Raw genomic sequence first — 15,369 nt, forward strand, 5'->3', positions numbered from 1 at the left:
CCCCGCCAACGACCCTATTTCGCACCTGCAGCCATGAGCCTTCGCCGCATCGTCTTGCGCAACTTCGTCATCGTTGAATCCCTCGAACTCGACCTGGGTTCGGGTTTCAGCGTGCTCACCGGTGAAACCGGTGCAGGCAAATCCATCCTGATTGATGCCCTGCAACTCGCGCTCGGCGGCCGAGGCGATGCTGGTGTGGTTCGCGAAGGCCAGGCCCGTTGCGAGATCGCCGCCGAATTCGATACGCCCGAATCCCTTTCCCCCTGGCTGGAAGAGCATGGTTTCACGGGCAACGAAGGCTTGCTGCTGTTGAGGCGAACAGTCGACGCCGATGGCCGCAGCCGCGCCTGGGTTAACGGCGGCGCAGCCACCTTGACGCAACTCAAGGAAATCGCCAGCGAATTGGTTGACATCCATGGCCAACATGCCTGGCAAAGCCTCACCCGGACGGACGCCGTGCGCAGCCTGCTCGATGGCTACGCGGGCATTCACCTGGGCGCAACCCAAAAAGCCTGGGGACAATGGCGCCAGGCGAAGAAGGCGCTGGAATCTGCATGCGAACGCCAAACCAGCTTGCAACAGGAAAGTGAACGCCTGGCATGGCAGATCACCGAAGTCGACAAACTGGCTCCTGGCCGCGAAGAATGGCACGATCTCAATGCCCAGCACAGCCGGTTGGCCAACGCGCAAAGCCTGATCGACGCGGCGCAATCCGCAGTGGCCGCGTTAGACGACGAAGACGACAGCGCAGCCGCATTGATCAGCCGGGCTCTGTCTGCCCTTCAGGAACAGGCCCACATCGAACCAGCGTTTGCCGAACACACGCAAGCGCTTGAAGCGGCACTGGCGCAGGTACAAGACACGGTGCACAGCCTGCACCAGTACCAGCGACACACCGATCAGGATCCCGCCAGCCTCGCGGTGCTCGACGACCGGCTGTCGCTCTGGGTGTCGTTGTCGAGGCGCTTTCGCCGCGCCCCTGAAGACCTCGCGGAACTCCATGCGCAGTGGAAGTCAGAACTCGCACAGGTGGACCAGGCCCTGGACCTTGCAGCGCTGGAAACAGCCGAGCGCACCGCCTGGAAATCCTTCCAATCTGCCGCCCAGGTCCTGAGCAAAAAACGCCAGCAAGCGGCTCCGGGCTTGAGTCAGGCTGTTACAGACACCATGCAAACCCTGGGTCTGCAAGGTGGCCGCTTCGAAGTCGCGTTGACCAAACTCGAAGAGCCCCAGGCCCATGGCTGGGAACTGGTGGAGTTTCTGGTGGCAGGCCATGCAGGCGTGACTGCACGGCCCGTGGGCAAAGTGGCCTCAGGGGGTGAACTCTCGCGTATCGCTTTGGCCATTTCAGTGGTCACCAGCCAGCTCGGCCAGGCCCCCACCCTGATATTTGACGAAGTGGATTCGGGCATCGGGGGCGCAGTGGCACACACCGTCGGACAGTTGTTGCGGCAACTGGGCCTGGACCGCCAGGTCATGGCCGTGACACACCTGCCACAGGTGGCCGCCTGTGCGGATCACCACCTCCTGGTAAACAAACAACAATCGGGCCAGCAAACCTTGAGCTCGGTCTCCCATATCGGGCAGGAAGAACGCGTCATTGAACTGGCGCGCATGTTGGGTGGCAGCGCCCAGTCTGAAGTTTCATTGGCCCACGCCCGAGAATTGCTTGCTGTATGACCATCGCGCCTCCCGACCTCGAATCGCCACACCCCATCGACCTGGTGTTGATCACCGGCATGTCGGGCTCCGGCAAGTCGGTCGCGCTCACCGCCCTGGAAGATCTGGGTTTCTATTGCGTTGACAACCTGCCGCCCGAACTGCTGGCTTCGTTCATTGCACTGGAGCAAAGCCACCGAGCCAGCAAAGTGGCGATCGCAATGGACGTGCGCAGCGCCGCATCTTTGCCCGGGCTGCCACAACGCCTGGCCCGGGTCACCACCGACCCCAGCCAGAACATCCGGCTGCGCACCGTGTTCCTCGATGCCGCCACCGATACCCTGGTGCGCCGGTTTTCAGAAACCCGCCGGCGCCACCCGCTTTCGCTCCATCCAACCGACGACCAACACCAGGCATTGACCGATGCCATCGAGCATGAAAGGGAGTTGTTGGCCGAGGTGCGCGAACACGCGCTGGTCATCGACACCGGCCTGATCCGCCCGGCCCAGCTGCGCAGCCAGATCAAAGACATGCTGGGCACGCGGCATGCGCCGCTCACGCTGGTTTTCGAATCGTTTGCGTTCAAGCGCGGCGTACCCATGGATGCTGATTTTGTGTTCGATGTCCGCATGCTTCCCAACCCTCACTATGAGCCCGAACTCAAGCCTCTGACCGGGCGCGACGCACCTGTTGCCCAGTTTCTCTCGCGCCAGCCCGAAGTCGCCGACATGCAGCAAGCCATCGGCGATTTCCTGCGCCGCTGGCTGCCACCCATGCTCAGCGACCATCGCAGCTACGTCACAGTGGCCATTGGTTGTACCGGGGGCCAGCACCGATCGGTGTATCTTGTCGAGCAACTGGGGGCCGCTTTCGCAGCCGATTGGCCGACCCGCCTGCGCCACCGCGAAGCCGATGGCTGGCCCGTGGTCAAGACCTCGACACCGCCAAACTTAAGCTGAAGCGGCCACGCGCGCCAGCAGGGGGCGCAGTGGCGCGGGCAATCCCCAGGCGGCCAGGTCGTCCAGCCGCACCCATTGCCCCACACCTCCAGGCCTCTCCGTGCAGGCCGCTGCCCAGACCATCGGCGCAACGCTGCGCATGACCACAGGATGCAACCGCAGCTCACGGTGCGTCAGGCTGTGAGCCACGGGTTCAAGAAACTGTGGTGTGGCGTTCTCGGCTCCCAGCAAGGCCAGAGCCGCATCCTCGTCGGTCAACACGGGGGTGCAATGCAGCCCGGCCCAGATACCTTTGGCCGGGCGGCGCTCGAGCCAGACGGTTGAATGACCTTCGCCGTCTTGCCCGAGAAAAACCGCCAGCCACCAGCTTTCGTGGCGACGCTTGAGGCGGCGCGACTTGATGGGGAACCGGGTCGGCTCTCCGCTCGCATGGCCGTGGCAAATGGGCTGCATCGGACAACGGTCACAAGCGGGCTTGCTTCGCATGCACAGCGTCGCACCCAAATCCATGAGCCCTTGGGTATAGGCGCCCATGTCATCGATCGAGGGTGCATGCGGCAACATCGACTGGGCCAGGTGCCAAAGCTCTTTCTGCGATGCGGCCAGAGACACATCCCCCTCATAGGCCATGACGCGCGTCAAAACGCGCTTCACATTGCCATCCAGAATCGAGATGCACTCGCCAAAACAAAAAGCCGCGATGGCCGCAGCCGTGGAAACGCCGATGCCAGGCAGCGTTTGCAACGCCAGCGCCGAGTTTGGAAACTCGCCGCCATGTTCAGACACCACGATCTGGGCGCAACGGTGCAGGTTGCGTGCGCGGCTGTAGTAACCCAAACCACTCCACAACGCCATCACTTCATCGCTCGACCCCTCGGCCAAAGCATGCACCGTGGGAAATCGGGACAGGAAGCGCGGGAAGTAGTCGAGCACCGTACTCACCTGGGTCTGCTGCAGCATCACCTCAGACAACCAAACGCGGTACGGATCGCGGGTGGCCTGCCAGGGCAAGCCACTGCGCCCGTGCAGGCGCTGCCAGTCGATCAGCAGCCGAGCGAATCCGCCCACCCCAACTCCGCCAGCGCTCATGCAGACGCCAGTTCGGTCGACACCTCTTCTGGTACCGGCTCACTCAGCTGATCGGTCAGTTCACCCAGCTTGGCCTCGGTCAATGCCAAATGGGCTTGTTGCGACTGCAGTTCACGTATGCGTTCATCGAGTCCACCCGCGGCTTGCTGGATCCGTGAAACCGCCTCGATACGGCGGCTGAAATTGCGCCGGCGTTCGCGCAGCTGTGCATCCAGCTGCGAGGCAGCCGATTTGTTCCACAACTCCACCTCATTAATGGCCGTGTCGTAGACCACCCGCAAGCGGCTCATGAGAGCTCGTGCCAAACGCTCAGCAAATTCGGGCTGTGCCAGGCGCAAGACATTGCCCATACCCAGATACTGAACGTGGCTTCTCTCAATCAAAACCAGGTCTTTTTGGTACGAAGCGATTTGGGGCGGACTGGGCGGCTGCAGCGAGAAGCCGTACTCGGCATTCAGTCCTTTGAAACTGCCCTCCAGCATGGATTGAATGTCGACCGCTAGCTTTTCGGCCTGGGTCAGGTCTGCGCCCAGGCGCTTGAAGGTGTGGGTATAAGCCCGACGCACACCCAATTTGATGCCGGGTTGCTTGAGCGCATGCGCCAGTTCGGAAACACGCTTCTTCAAATGGGTGTTGTCCAGCAAGGTAAACAAATCTTTGAGCAAACGCAGGTGAACCGAGCGCACCGCCTGAATCTTGGCGCCGCTGGCGTCGAAATCGGCTTGTTCCTGCTCGATGCGCAAGCGCATTTGCTTGATAACGCCCGCATTCTTGCCTCGCAAACCCTCAAGTTCCTGAATCTGCTCCACGATGTCGCGCGAACGGGTGTGAACCAGTCGATCAATTTCTTGCCGCAGCGCCATCACCCCCTGGCTCACCGAGTGAGCCAGAATTTGACGGCGGCGTCCCAACAAGCCTTCACCCAATGCGGTTTCCAGCGCCGGCAGATTGCTGGCGTGCAACAATTTTTCGTCGCGACTCACCTTGGCCAAAAGCCCTTTTTGCGCAGATACGGCGATCACTTGACGCGGATCCAGGCCCAGAATCTCGGCGGAATCGGTTCGCTGGGACGCGATCTGCAACTGCACTTGCTCGGGCGTGCTCAAGGCATCCCACATGGTGTCAATCTTGTTGAGCACCGCCAAGCGAGAATCAACCGCATCCTTTGTCGGCACAAGGTGCTCACGCCAGATGCTCAAATCGGACTTGGTCACACCGGTATCGGCCGCCAGAATAAACACCACCGCCTGCGCCTGCGGCAGCAGACTCACGGTCAGCTCGGGTTCTGCACCGATGGCGTTGAGTCCGGGGGTATCCAGGATCACCAGGCCTTGCTTGAGCAAGGGGTGGGCCATATTGATCAGCGCATGGCGCCACTTGGGCACCTCGACCAAGCCGTCGGAACCTTTTGCAGGATTGTCTTCCGGCGACTCTTCGCTCCAGAACCCCAGTTTGGCTGCTTCTGTGGTCGTCACCCGCCGGACCTCAGCCACCTTCTGAATGGCTTTGGCCAGTTGCTGGGGGTCGTTGACATCAAGGTTGACGCGCTCCCATTTGTCGGGAGCGTTGCGCCAGTCCATCAAGGTCTGGGGCTGCAACCTCGACTCGATAGGCAGCAAGCGCAGACAAGGCGGCACCTCTGCGTCGTAACCCAGTTCGGTCGGGCACATGGTGGTCCGCCCGGCGCTGGCCGGCATGATCCGGCGACCATAACCGGCAAAAAATACCGCATTGATCAGCTCAGACTTGCCCCGCGAGAACTCGGCCACAAAGGCCACCATCATCTTGTCGTTCTTCACCTGGGACTGCAACTGGTCAAGGCGTTCGCGCACGCCCGCCTCAAGCAAGTCCTGATCACGCAACCACTCGCCGAGCAGCTTGAGACGCAGGGCAAACTGTTTGCGCCAGGCGCCGTGGTCGTTGAAATCCTGATTGAAGCTCATGGGCCGATTTTTGCTTGGTAATCAGTCAATATAGCACTCAGTGTTTCTGGCAATTCAAGCAAAAGAAGGTCGAACGCTGTCCTTGTCTGATTTGGCGAATGGGTGTGGCGCAAACCCGGCAAGGCTGACCTTCCCGGCCATAGACCATGGCGTCCATCTGAAAATAGCCGCTCTGGCCGTCTGAACCTGAAAAATCCCGCAGACTGCTCCCGCCCAGGGCCAGCGCCCGGCGCAACACAGATTGAATCGCGCCATGCAGCCGAACAGCCCGTGGCTTGCTGAGCCTGTCGCCCCGCACGGTGGGGCGAATACGTGCCATAAACAAGGCTTCAGAGGCATAAATATTGCCCACCCCCACAACGAGGTCTCCCGCCAGCAAAATCTGCTTGATCGGCGCGCGCCGCAAGCGCAAGGCGGCATGGAACACCAGGGGGTCGAACCCGCCTTCCAATGGTTCCACGCCAAGCCCGCCCAGCAGCTTTACAGCGCGGGGATCGTCCAGTCCGTTGACAAACACCACCGCGCCGAACCGCCTGGGATCGTGCAAACGCAACGTCCCCAGGCTGGTCACCAGGTCAAAGTGGTCATGTGGCCCACGCTGCGGCAAGGCCAGGGAAAACCGCAGACTGCCGGACATCCCCAGGTGCAGCAACAGCAAGCCCGAGGTCAAATGAATCAACAGGTACTTGCCCCTGCGGGTCACCCGATCGACCCGTTGCCCGGCCAACGACGCGACCTCACAGCCCAGCGGCCAGCGCAACGGTTTGCCCAGCACGGCCTCTTCGATCAGCGCCCCGGCGATGCGGTCAGCAAATCCCAGGCGGGTGACTTCGACTTCAGGCAATTCAGGCATTGGAATGACTCAATCAATTTGAGACTCCGCCGGAACGGATTCTCTCCGCCAGGATCACAGCATGGCTGCCACCATTATCATGATCCAATGAACACCCTTTCCCGCCTCGCGCCAACAACCATGCCACCCCAAAGAAATGCGACCCGCTCGGCTCAGACCTGGTCAAAGCGCCTGCTGGGAGTATCGCTGGCACTGGCATTGACCAGCTTGCAGGGCCAAACACTGGTTGAGCCGATACAAGGCGAACCAGATCCAGGCAATTCCAAGCTGGATGCGCAGCTTTTTTATCAACTGTTGCTGGGCGAACTGAATGTGCAGGGCGGCGAGGTCGGCACAGGCTTCGCACTCATGCTTGATGCGGCCCAGAAAAAGCACGACGCCCAGCTCTACCGCCGCGCTGTGGATGTGGCCCTGCAAGCGCGCTCGGGTGAATCTGCCCTCAAGGCCGCACAGGCCTGGGCCAAAGACCTGCCCCAAGCCACCGAGCCTGACCGCTTCGTCTTGCAGATATTGCTGGCGCTCAACCGGGCCGAAGAGACCGCGCCTGTTTTGCGCTCCCTGATCAACCGAAGCCAGGGCACAGCCCGGACGGACACCATCAATGCCATCCCCCAGACCTTCGCGCGGGTGGCCGACAAAGCAGTGGCCCTGCGCGTTGTCAATGAAGTATTGACCCCGGAGTTCAAGCGGCCAGAGCAGGCAGCGGCCGCCTGGACCACGCTTGGTCGCATGCAACTCACGGCCAACGAGGGCTCCAAAGCACTCGTCTCGGCGCGCAACGGCCATCGGGCTGACCCGGCCTCAATTTTTCCTGCCTTGCTGGCGCTGGAGTTGATGGAGCAAGGCCAAATCATGGCCGAAGATATCGTGCGCGGCCAGCTCAAGGCCAGTCCTCCATCGTCCAGCAATGGCACCACCGTGGCGCTCAACTACGCGCGCATCTTGCTCGACCTGCAGCGCAACGCCGACGCCCGCACCCTTCTTCTGGCACTCACGAAAACCCAACCCGAGTTGCTGGAACCGTGGTTGCTGCTGGCCAGCCTCCAGGTTCAAGACAACACCTTGCCTGCGGCCAGCGAATCGTTGCAGACCTACATGCGCCTGGCCCGAGATTCGGAAGATGGGCGCGGTGCACGTGGTCTCACGCAGGCCTACCTGCTGATGTCGCAAATTGCCGAAAAACAAAACGATCTTGAAGGAGCCAATGCCTGGCTCGATCGAATCGAAAACGCCGATGACATCATGGCCGCGCAGATGCGCAGGGCTTCACTGCTGGCGCGCCAAGGCAAAATCGAAGAGGCGCGTGCCCATTTGCGCAGCCAGCCCGTTCGGAGGCCCACCGATGTGCGGCTCAAACTGGTCGCGGAAGCCCAGTTGTTGCGCGAATTCAAACAATGGGACGAAGCCTACAACGTCTATAGCGAAGCCGTCAAAGCCTTCCCCGACGATCAGGAAATGGTTTACGACCAGGCCATGATGGCCGAGAAGGCGAATCGTCTGGACGAGATGGAGCGCCTGCTGCGCCAGATCATCGCCGCCAAACCCGATCACCACCACGCCTACAACGCGCTCGGCTACTCTCTGGCCGACCGCGGCGTGAGACTGTCCGAAGCCAAGCAACTGATCGAAAAGGCGGTGGAATTGCAACCCGACGACGCCTACATACAAGACAGCCTGGCCTGGGTGGAGTTCCGTTCAGGCAACGCCCTTCGCGCGCTGGAAATACTGCGATCGGCCTTCAAGGCCAGGCCCGATCCTGAAATCGCGGCCCACCTGGGCGAAGTTCTGTGGACCCAGGGACAAACCGAAGAAGCCAAGCGAATCTGGCGCGAAGGCAGCTTGCTGTCCAGCGACAACGAAACGCTGCAATCCACACTCAAGCGTTTCAACGTCCAGCCATGATTGCTCCGTCAGCCGGTCTACTGAGGACCCTACGCAGATCCGCAGGTTTGACCGCATCGTTTGTCCTGCTGGCCGGGTGCGCCGCACCCAAAATGCCAACCGCGCCAGGCGTTGACTCCTGGAACGGACGCCTGGCCTTGAGCGTGGACAGCAACCCGCCCCAGTCGTACGCTGCGGGCTTCGACCTGCACGGAACGCCACAGGCAGGCGAGCTGCTTCTGGCCACCCCGCTAGGCACCACCCTTGCAACCGTTTCATGGGTACCAGGGCGCGCCGAAATGGTACAGGGCGACCAGACCACCCGGCGCCAATCGCTGAGCGAACTGTCCACCGATATCGGCGGTGCGACGGTGCCCGTCGCGGCCCTGTTCGACTGGCTCAACGGACAGGCAACCGAGGTGGATGGCTGGCAAGCCGACCTGAGTCGCCATGCCGAAGGCAAGATCACTGCGCGCCGAACCGTTCCGTTGCCCAAGGCCGAACTGCGCCTCATTTTTCAACCATGAAAGCTGCCGCCCGAGAGCCGCTGCAACGCCTGCACAACGTCCCCGCTCCCGCCAAACTCAACCTTTTTTTGCACATCACGGGTCGCCGCGACGACGGCTACCACCTGCTGCAGTCGGTTTTCATGCTGATTGACTGGTGCGACGAGTTGCACTTTGACCTTCGGCGCGACGGCTTGCTGACCCGAGCTGACATCGGCAGTACAGATCTGCCACCCGAAGACCTGTGTCTGCGGGCCGCCAAAGCCCTGAAGCAGGCCACAGGTTCGCCATTGGGCGCACACATCACGCTGAACAAGCACATTCCCGCTGAAGCCGGCATGGGCGGAGGATCGTCAGATGCCGCCACCACGCTGCTTGCGCTCAATCGCTTGTGGGCGCTGGATTTACCCCGATCCGAGCTGGCTCAAATCGGCCTCACACTGGGTGCCGACGTTCCGTTTTTCATTGGCGGACGCAACGCATGGGTAGAAGGCGTCGGCGAGCAACTGACACCGGTTTCCCTGCCCACAACGCAGTTTGTCGTCATCAAGCCACCTGGTGGCGCCGCCACACAACGCATCTTTGGTTCGCCAGATTTGAAGAGGGACACAAAAGCTGCTACAATCCAAGGCTTTGCTGCAAACGGCACAGAAAACAGTTTGGAAACCGGGACCCGTCTGGATCTGCAGAAAATTCTGCAAGCCGGACACAACGATCTCCAGCCTGTGGCGCAAGCCCTGTGTCCCGATGTAAAGCGCTGTCTGGACTGGTTGTCTGAACGGGGTTTGCAAGGTCGAATGACCGGCTCAGGCACTGCGGTGTTTGCGCACTTGCAGCAATCGCTGAACAGCGCAGGGCTTCCGGGCAACTGGATCTTGCGGGAATGCAGCAACATGGATGTACATCCTTTGGCAGGCTGGTGTCGCGATTAGAATCGCAGACTCGCAGTCAGGGCAATAGATGTGCAACCTGCGACAATTTTGGTTGGTTGAAGGGCTTCACGGCCCGGCAACTGTCCAGCGTAGGGGAGTCGCCAAGTTGGTAAAGGCACTGGATTTTGATTCCAGCATGCGAGGGTTCGAGTCCTTCCTCCCCTGCCACCCATTTTTTTGAAATTCTTTTCACAGCGGTCGGGCCGCCAAGCGGCCCAACATCAGGCCGCCGATCAAGCCGGGAAAACCATGCAAGTTCAGCCACAGGATTTCATGATCTTCACCGGCAACGCCAACCCCGTGTTGGCGGCGGAAATCGCCCAGCACCTGGGTACCCAGCTCGGCGCTGCCAACGTTGGCCGCTTCTCTGATGGTGAAGTCACCGTCGAGATCATGCAAAACGTCCGCGCCCGCGACGTGTTTGTGATCCAGTCCACTTGCGTGCCGACCAACGAAAACCTGATGGAACTCATCATCATGGTCGACGCGCTCAAGCGGGCTTCCGCCGAACGCATCTCGGCCGTGATCCCCTACTTCGGCTACGCCCGTCAGGACCGTCGTCCACGTTCCAGCCGGGTGCCTATCACCGCCAAGGTGGTTGCCAACATGCTGCAAGCCGTGGGTGTGAGCCGCGTTCTGACAATGGACCTGCATGCAGACCAGATTCAGGGGTTCTTTGATATCCCGGTCGACAACATCTACGCCTCGCCCGTGCTGCTCGGTGACCTGCGTCAAAAGAACTACTCCGATCTGCTGGTTGTTTCGCCCGATGTGGGCGGCGTGGTACGGGCTCGCGCCCTGGCAAAACAGCTCAACTGCGACATGGCCATCATCGACAAGCGCCGGCCCAAGGCCAACGTGTCGGAAGTGATGCACGTGATCGGCGACATCGATGGCCGCAACTGCGTGATCATGGACGACATGATCGACACCGCCGGTACGCTCGTCAAAGCTGCCGAGGTTTTGAAAGAGCGTGGCGCCAAAAACGTCTACGCCTACTGCTCGCACCCCATTTTTTCAGGCCCCGCTATCGAGCGCATATCCAAAGGCAATGCGCTCGACGAAGTCGTGGTCACCAACACCATCCCTCTTTCGCAAGCGGCACAGGCTTGCGGCAAGATTCGCCAACTCTCTGTTGCACCGCTGATGGCTGAAACCATTGCGCGCATTGCTTCAGGCGAGTCGGTGATGAGTTTGTTTGCCGACCAGGACAACCTTTTTTAAGGACTGACCGGCAGCAAAAAGTGAACCGCCTCTGTCGAGGCGGTTCTTTTTAAATCGAGGCGTTCTGGTCGCGGAACCCCTCTACAGGAGTAAGTTATGCAATTTGTCGCTTTTGAGCGCGCCAAGCAGGGTACGGGTGCGAGCCGCCGTCTCCGCATCACCGGTCGCACGCCCGGTATCGTTTTCGGTGGTGACGCCGAGCCCACCAACATCGAGCTGGACCACAATGCTTTGTGGCACGCCCTGAAGAAAGAGGCTTTCCACGCTTCCATCCTCGACATGGAACTCGATGGCAAAGTCCATAAAGTGTTGTTGCGCGATGTGCAATACCACCCGTTCAAGCAACTGGTTCTGCACATTGACTTCCAGCGCGTGGACGCCAAAACACGTGTGCACAAGAAAATACCGTTGCATTTCATCAATGCGGACGAATCGCCAGCAGTCAAGATCGACAACTGCGTGATCAGCCACGCGATGACCGAAATCGAAGTCGAATGCCTGGCCATGCAATTGCCTGAGCACATCGAAGTCGATTTGGCCAACATCGTGAAAGGCCAGACCATCCACGCCCGCGAGCTGACGATGCCCAAGAACGTCAAGCGCGTGACACACGGCCGCACCAACCTGACCGTGGTCAATGCAGTGCCACCAAAGGTCGAAATCGTGGCCGCTCCTGTGGAAGTCGCACCGGTCGACGACAAAAAGGGCAAAAAGGGCGGCAAGAAGTAATTCTTCTCGCTGCACCTTGCGCTGCACTTTGTGCAGCGCCCTTCAAACGGCCCGCCTTGGCGGGCCGTTTCCATTGGCGAAGGCCCTTAGCCGCCCCGACTGGATAATGTGACCATGATCAAGCTCATTGTTGGCCTGGGCAACCCTGGCCCCGAATACGAAGACACCCGACACAACGCCGGCTTCTGGTGGGTAGACGAAGCCGCACGGCTGCTCAAGATTTCCCTGCAAATGGAGCGGGGCCACTTTGGTCTGATGGCCAGGACCCAGGTGAAAGGCCAGAACCTCTGGTTGCTTGAGCCCCAGACTTACATGAATCTCTCGGGCAAGTCGGTGGGCTCACTGGCCCGCTTCTTCAAGATCGAGCCAGAAGAAATACTGGTGGTTCATGACGAACTGGATTTGCCACCCGGTGAAGCCAAGCTCAAACGTGCCGGGGGGCATGCGGGTCACAATGGCCTGCGCGATATTCATGCCCAACTGGGCAGCCCTGAGTACTGGCGCTTGCGGGTTGGCATCGGGCATCCTGGCAACAAAAATGAAGTGGCCAACTGGGTGCTGAAAAAACCTTCGCCAGACGATCGCATCGCCATCGCCCAGACGCTGGACCGCACACTCAAAGCCCTGCCCCACCTGATCGCGGGCGAGATGGACAAAGCCACGGCCTTGATTCACACCAGCAAACCCCCTCGGCCCAAGCCACCGCGCCAGCCCAAGCCCGATGCAGCGACGCCCGATCAGCCGGGTGCGTCGCCTTCCGAGCCAACGGCAGGCTGAGCGACCGTGCCCTGAAGACGCTGGTATTTCTGCCACAGCGTTTCCTGCGATTCGGTATGCGCCGGGTCAACAGGAATACAGGCCACGGGGCACACCTGAACACACTGGGGTTCGTCAAAATGCCCGACACACTCGGTGCACTTGTTCGGATCGATTTCGTAGATCAGCTCACCCATATAAATGGCCTCGTTCGGGCACTCGGGTTCACACACATCGCAGTTGATGCATTCGTCGGTGATCATCAAAGCCATACAGCGATCTCCTTCAGGCCTGCAAGGGTTGCGGCCTGAGGCACTCGGCCACCGACGCGCTGACCATGCCCGACACATCGCCGCCCAGCATGGCGATCTCGCGCACCAGCGTGCTGGAAATGCATTGCAGCTCAGCCTCTGGCAACAAAAAGACCGTCTCGACGCCGGGGTGCAGTTTGCGGTTCATGGCCGCCATCTGGGCTTCGTAGTCGAAGTCTGTCATGTTGCGAATGCCCCGGACCACCGCACTGGCACTGTGCTCGCGGCAAAAATCCATGATCAGCCCTTCAAACGGCAAGACCCGGATACGGCCCAAGCCAGAGGTCGCTTCGGTGGCCATGGCCATGCGCTCTTGCAACGTGAAGCGGGTCTTTTTGTGGTGCGCCACTGCCACCGCCAGGATCACCTCATCAAACAATCCGGCGCTGCGGCGAACCACGTCTTCATGACCCAGGGTCAGTGGATCAAAGGTACCGCTGTAAACCGCTATGCGCGGGCCGCGGCCGGAGGCAGAAGGCAAGGCTGATTTCATACGCCAATTATGCGCGCGGGACCTCGCCTGGCCTTACGCAACAGCGATTGGCCGCAACAGATGAAAGGCCACTGCTCCAGCCTTGCCGTGCCTGTGCACCTTCAGGCCAAAGGGCTCCAGGGCCTCATCCGTCCACACCATGGGCGCTTCCAGGTAGATCTCGCCAGCGCCATGAATGACGTGGCTTGCGGCCTGCAGTGCCGCCTGGAACAGGGACGGGTTGCCATCTTCACCAAAAGGGGGGTCAAGGAACACCAGATCCCAGCCCTGGCCTCCCCGCTGTCGCAAGGCGCTCACGCCATCGCCGCGCTCGACCCGCACCGCACTCGCCTTGAGTTTCGTGACCATGACCGACAGCGAGCGCACCAGGTCGGACGCTTGCTCCACCAAGACCACTTCCGTTGCGCCTCGAGAAGCAGCCTCCAGCCCCAGCGCACCCGTTCCAGCAAAGGCATCGATACAGCGCAGGCCCGCCAGGTCTTGCCCCAACCAGTTGAACAATGTTTCCCGAACACGGGAAGGCGTGGGGCGCAATCCACCTCGATCCGGCACGGGCAGCCTGGTGCGCTTCCATTCGCCGCCAATGATGCGCACCTCGTGTGCTGCACTGGCTGTCTTGGCCGAGGGATTGAGAGGTTTTTTCATAGCCTTGGAGCTTACGCGAGCCGCGAGGTCATCGGGCCGTCAAGGCTTGGCCCCCACCACCACCGTGACCATGCGATCAGGCTGCAACACGCGCTTGAACGTGCGCTGAATGTCGGCCACGGTCACGGCTTGAACTCGCTCGGTCCAGCGATCAAGGTAGTCCAGCGGCAAACCGTGCCAGGCCATGTTGGACACATTGGCGAGCAACTTGCGGTTGCTGTCAATGCGCAGCGCGAAGCTGTTGACCAGGTATTCCTTGGCCGCGAACAACTCGGCATCGGTGGGGCCATTGGCGACAAACTCGCGCAACACATCCTTTGCCACGCTCACCGCTTGCGCCGCCTGATCGGGGCGGGTGGTGAGTCCCATCTGAAATGCCCCGGCGTGCAGCCCCGGGCTGAAGTAGCTGTAGACGCTGTAGCTCAGCCCGCGCTTCTCGCGCACTTCGGTGGTCAGGCGCGAGACGAACCCGCCTCCGCCCAAGATGTAGTTACCGACAAATGCCGGGAAATGGTCGGGATCATCGCGGCGCATGCCCGGCTGGCCCATCAGCACCTGCGCCTGAGCGGCGTCGAACGGCAAGCGCTCATCCACAGCGGCGGCCAACGGTTGCACCTCGCCCACAGGTGGCAAAGCCTCACAGCCATTGGGCGCCCAGGCCGCCATCAGCTCGCCCACGATGCGGTCGGCGCGCTCGCGATCCACCGCACCCACCAGACTTACCTGCGCCCGGCAAGCGCTGGCGTGGCGGCGATAGAAAACCTGCATATCGGCGGCACCGAAGGCTTTCAGGCTTTCGGCGGTTGTCTCATAGCCGTATGGATGTTCGCCATAGACAGCCTGAGAAAACGTGCGCCCGGCAAGCGTGCCGGGCCGGGTCTCTGCTTCTTTCAAGGCCGCCAACATGCGCTCGCGGTCGCGCTGCCAAACCTGCTCAGGCCAGGCGGGCGCGGCCATCTGCCTTGCCGCCAAAGCGACCGCGCCCTGCAACAGGTCGGGCTGGGTCAGGGTGCGCAAGGAGACAGTGAAGCGGTCGGCGCTGGCACCAGCGCCAAACTGCGCACCGAGATCGACCCAGGCCTCACTCAGCTGGTTCTCCCCCAGCGCGGACTGCCCTTCGTAAGCCGCCACACCGCCCGACATCAAGCCCGCCGTCGCACTGGCCAACCCCGCCTGCCGCACCGGATCGCGGCGGCTACCGCCGTCGACCTGAATCTCCACATCGAGCATGGGAATCACCGGGCTCTCAATCAGATACACCTTGGCACCACTGGCGTGCACCCAGTGCTGAATCGGAATTCCCGCCCAGGCCGGCGCTGAAACCGCCCACAGCAAAGCCGCGGCCATGCAATACCGTTTCACAACATTCATAAAAATCCAGGTGGTAAT

General features: G+C 61.0%; 15 protein-coding genes and 1 tRNA gene. 9 read left to right on the forward strand and 7 right to left on the reverse strand.

The annotated features are described in order from the left end of the window. Nucleotides 1-33: 33 nt before the first annotated feature. Together recN and rapZ are read left to right on the forward strand one after the other, a co-directional pair. Nucleotides 34-1,680, forward strand: a complete 1,647-nt coding sequence (recN, locus tag LPB072_RS18590) for a DNA repair protein RecN (protein ID WP_066087303.1) — start codon at nucleotides 34-36, stop codon at nucleotides 1,678-1,680. Then, nucleotides 1,677-2,618: an RNase adapter RapZ gene (gene rapZ, locus LPB072_RS18595; RefSeq protein WP_066087299.1), complete on the forward strand. Its 942-nt coding sequence runs from the start codon at nucleotides 1,677-1,679 to the stop codon at nucleotides 2,616-2,618. The genes recN and rapZ overlap by 4 nt, the downstream gene beginning before the upstream one ends. Here the strand turns inward: rapZ and mutY are convergent. From mutY to mutM, 3 genes are read right to left on the reverse strand one after another with little or no spacing between them, the layout of a single operon-like run. After that, the gene (gene mutY, locus LPB072_RS18600; protein ID WP_066087296.1) at nucleotides 2,610-3,707 is read right to left on the reverse strand and encodes an A/G-specific adenine glycosylase; all 1,098 of its coding nucleotides are present in this window, start codon (nucleotides 3,705-3,707) and stop codon (nucleotides 2,610-2,612) included. The two genes, rapZ and mutY, sit on opposite strands and share 9 nt — an antisense overlap. Beyond that, a complete protein-coding gene (locus LPB072_RS18605) occupies nucleotides 3,704-5,650 on the reverse strand; it encodes a dynamin family protein (protein ID WP_066087293.1) in 1,947 nt (648 codons plus the stop codon). The genes mutY and LPB072_RS18605 overlap by 4 nt, the downstream gene beginning before the upstream one ends. A 37-nt stretch (nucleotides 5,651-5,687) precedes the next feature. Further along, nucleotides 5,688-6,503 (reverse strand): bifunctional DNA-formamidopyrimidine glycosylase/DNA-(apurinic or apyrimidinic site) lyase, encoded by an 816-nt coding sequence (mutM, locus tag LPB072_RS18610; RefSeq protein ID WP_066087290.1) that lies wholly within the window; start codon nucleotides 6,501-6,503, stop codon nucleotides 5,688-5,690. Nucleotides 6,504-6,623: 120 nt separating this feature from the next. Here mutM and LPB072_RS18615 point away from each other — a divergent pair, with 120 nt between their 5' ends. The 7 genes from LPB072_RS18615 (at nucleotide 6,624) to pth (ending at nucleotide 12,552) form a co-directional block, all read left to right on the forward strand. After that, on the forward strand, nucleotides 6,624-8,405 hold the full coding sequence (locus LPB072_RS18615; RefSeq protein WP_082876786.1) for a tetratricopeptide repeat protein: 1,782 nt from the start codon (nucleotides 6,624-6,626) through the stop codon (nucleotides 8,403-8,405). 92 nt (nucleotides 8,406-8,497) lie between these two features. Continuing rightward, complete coding sequence (locus LPB072_RS18620; protein WP_157694119.1) at nucleotides 8,498-8,911, forward strand: lipoprotein insertase outer membrane protein LolB; 414 nt, start codon at nucleotides 8,498-8,500, stop codon at nucleotides 8,909-8,911. Nucleotides 8,912-8,931: 20 nt separating this feature from the next. Further along, entirely contained in the window at nucleotides 8,932-9,822 is an 891-nt protein-coding gene (ispE, locus tag LPB072_RS18625; RefSeq protein ID WP_066087448.1) for a 4-(cytidine 5'-diphospho)-2-C-methyl-D-erythritol kinase, read from the forward strand. A 91-nt stretch (nucleotides 9,823-9,913) separates the two neighbouring features. After that, nucleotides 9,914-9,990, forward strand: a tRNA-Gln gene (locus tag LPB072_RS18630). 81 nt (nucleotides 9,991-10,071) lie between these two features. Beyond that, a complete protein-coding gene (locus LPB072_RS18635) occupies nucleotides 10,072-11,046 on the forward strand; it encodes a ribose-phosphate pyrophosphokinase (protein WP_066087445.1) in 975 nt (324 codons plus the stop codon). Between the two features lie 96 nt (nucleotides 11,047-11,142). Next, complete coding sequence (locus LPB072_RS18640; RefSeq protein ID WP_066087284.1) at nucleotides 11,143-11,775, forward strand: 50S ribosomal protein L25/general stress protein Ctc; 633 nt, start codon at nucleotides 11,143-11,145, stop codon at nucleotides 11,773-11,775. Between the two features lie 114 nt (nucleotides 11,776-11,889). After that, complete coding sequence (pth, locus tag LPB072_RS18645) at nucleotides 11,890-12,552, forward strand: aminoacyl-tRNA hydrolase (RefSeq protein ID WP_066087440.1); 663 nt, start codon at nucleotides 11,890-11,892, stop codon at nucleotides 12,550-12,552. On the opposite strand, the gene LPB072_RS18650 is transcribed toward pth, so the two are convergent. From LPB072_RS18650 to LPB072_RS18665, 4 genes are read right to left on the reverse strand one after another with little or no spacing between them, the layout of a single operon-like run. Next, complete coding sequence (locus LPB072_RS18650; protein WP_066087282.1) at nucleotides 12,513-12,803, reverse strand: YfhL family 4Fe-4S dicluster ferredoxin; 291 nt, start codon at nucleotides 12,801-12,803, stop codon at nucleotides 12,513-12,515. The two genes, pth and LPB072_RS18650, sit on opposite strands and share 40 nt — an antisense overlap. A 13-nt stretch (nucleotides 12,804-12,816) precedes the next feature. After that, on the reverse strand, nucleotides 12,817-13,335 hold the full coding sequence (gene coaD / locus LPB072_RS18655; RefSeq protein WP_066087279.1) for a pantetheine-phosphate adenylyltransferase: 519 nt from the start codon (nucleotides 13,333-13,335) through the stop codon (nucleotides 12,817-12,819). 33 nt (nucleotides 13,336-13,368) lie between these two features. Continuing rightward, nucleotides 13,369-13,980 (reverse strand): 16S rRNA (guanine(966)-N(2))-methyltransferase RsmD, encoded by a 612-nt coding sequence (gene rsmD / locus LPB072_RS18660; RefSeq protein ID WP_066087276.1) that lies wholly within the window; start codon nucleotides 13,978-13,980, stop codon nucleotides 13,369-13,371. 39 nt (nucleotides 13,981-14,019) lie between these two features. Continuing rightward, nucleotides 14,020-15,351, reverse strand: coding sequence for a M16 family metallopeptidase (locus LPB072_RS18665; RefSeq protein ID WP_066087272.1), 1,332 nt, complete (start codon nucleotides 15,349-15,351; stop codon nucleotides 14,020-14,022). Nucleotides 15,352-15,369: the final 18 nt, after the last annotated feature.

Origin of the sequence: Hydrogenophaga crassostreae, assembly GCF_001761385.1 — a bacterium.
Taxonomy (GTDB): Bacteria; Pseudomonadota; Gammaproteobacteria; order Burkholderiales; family Burkholderiaceae_C; genus Hydrogenophaga; species Hydrogenophaga crassostreae.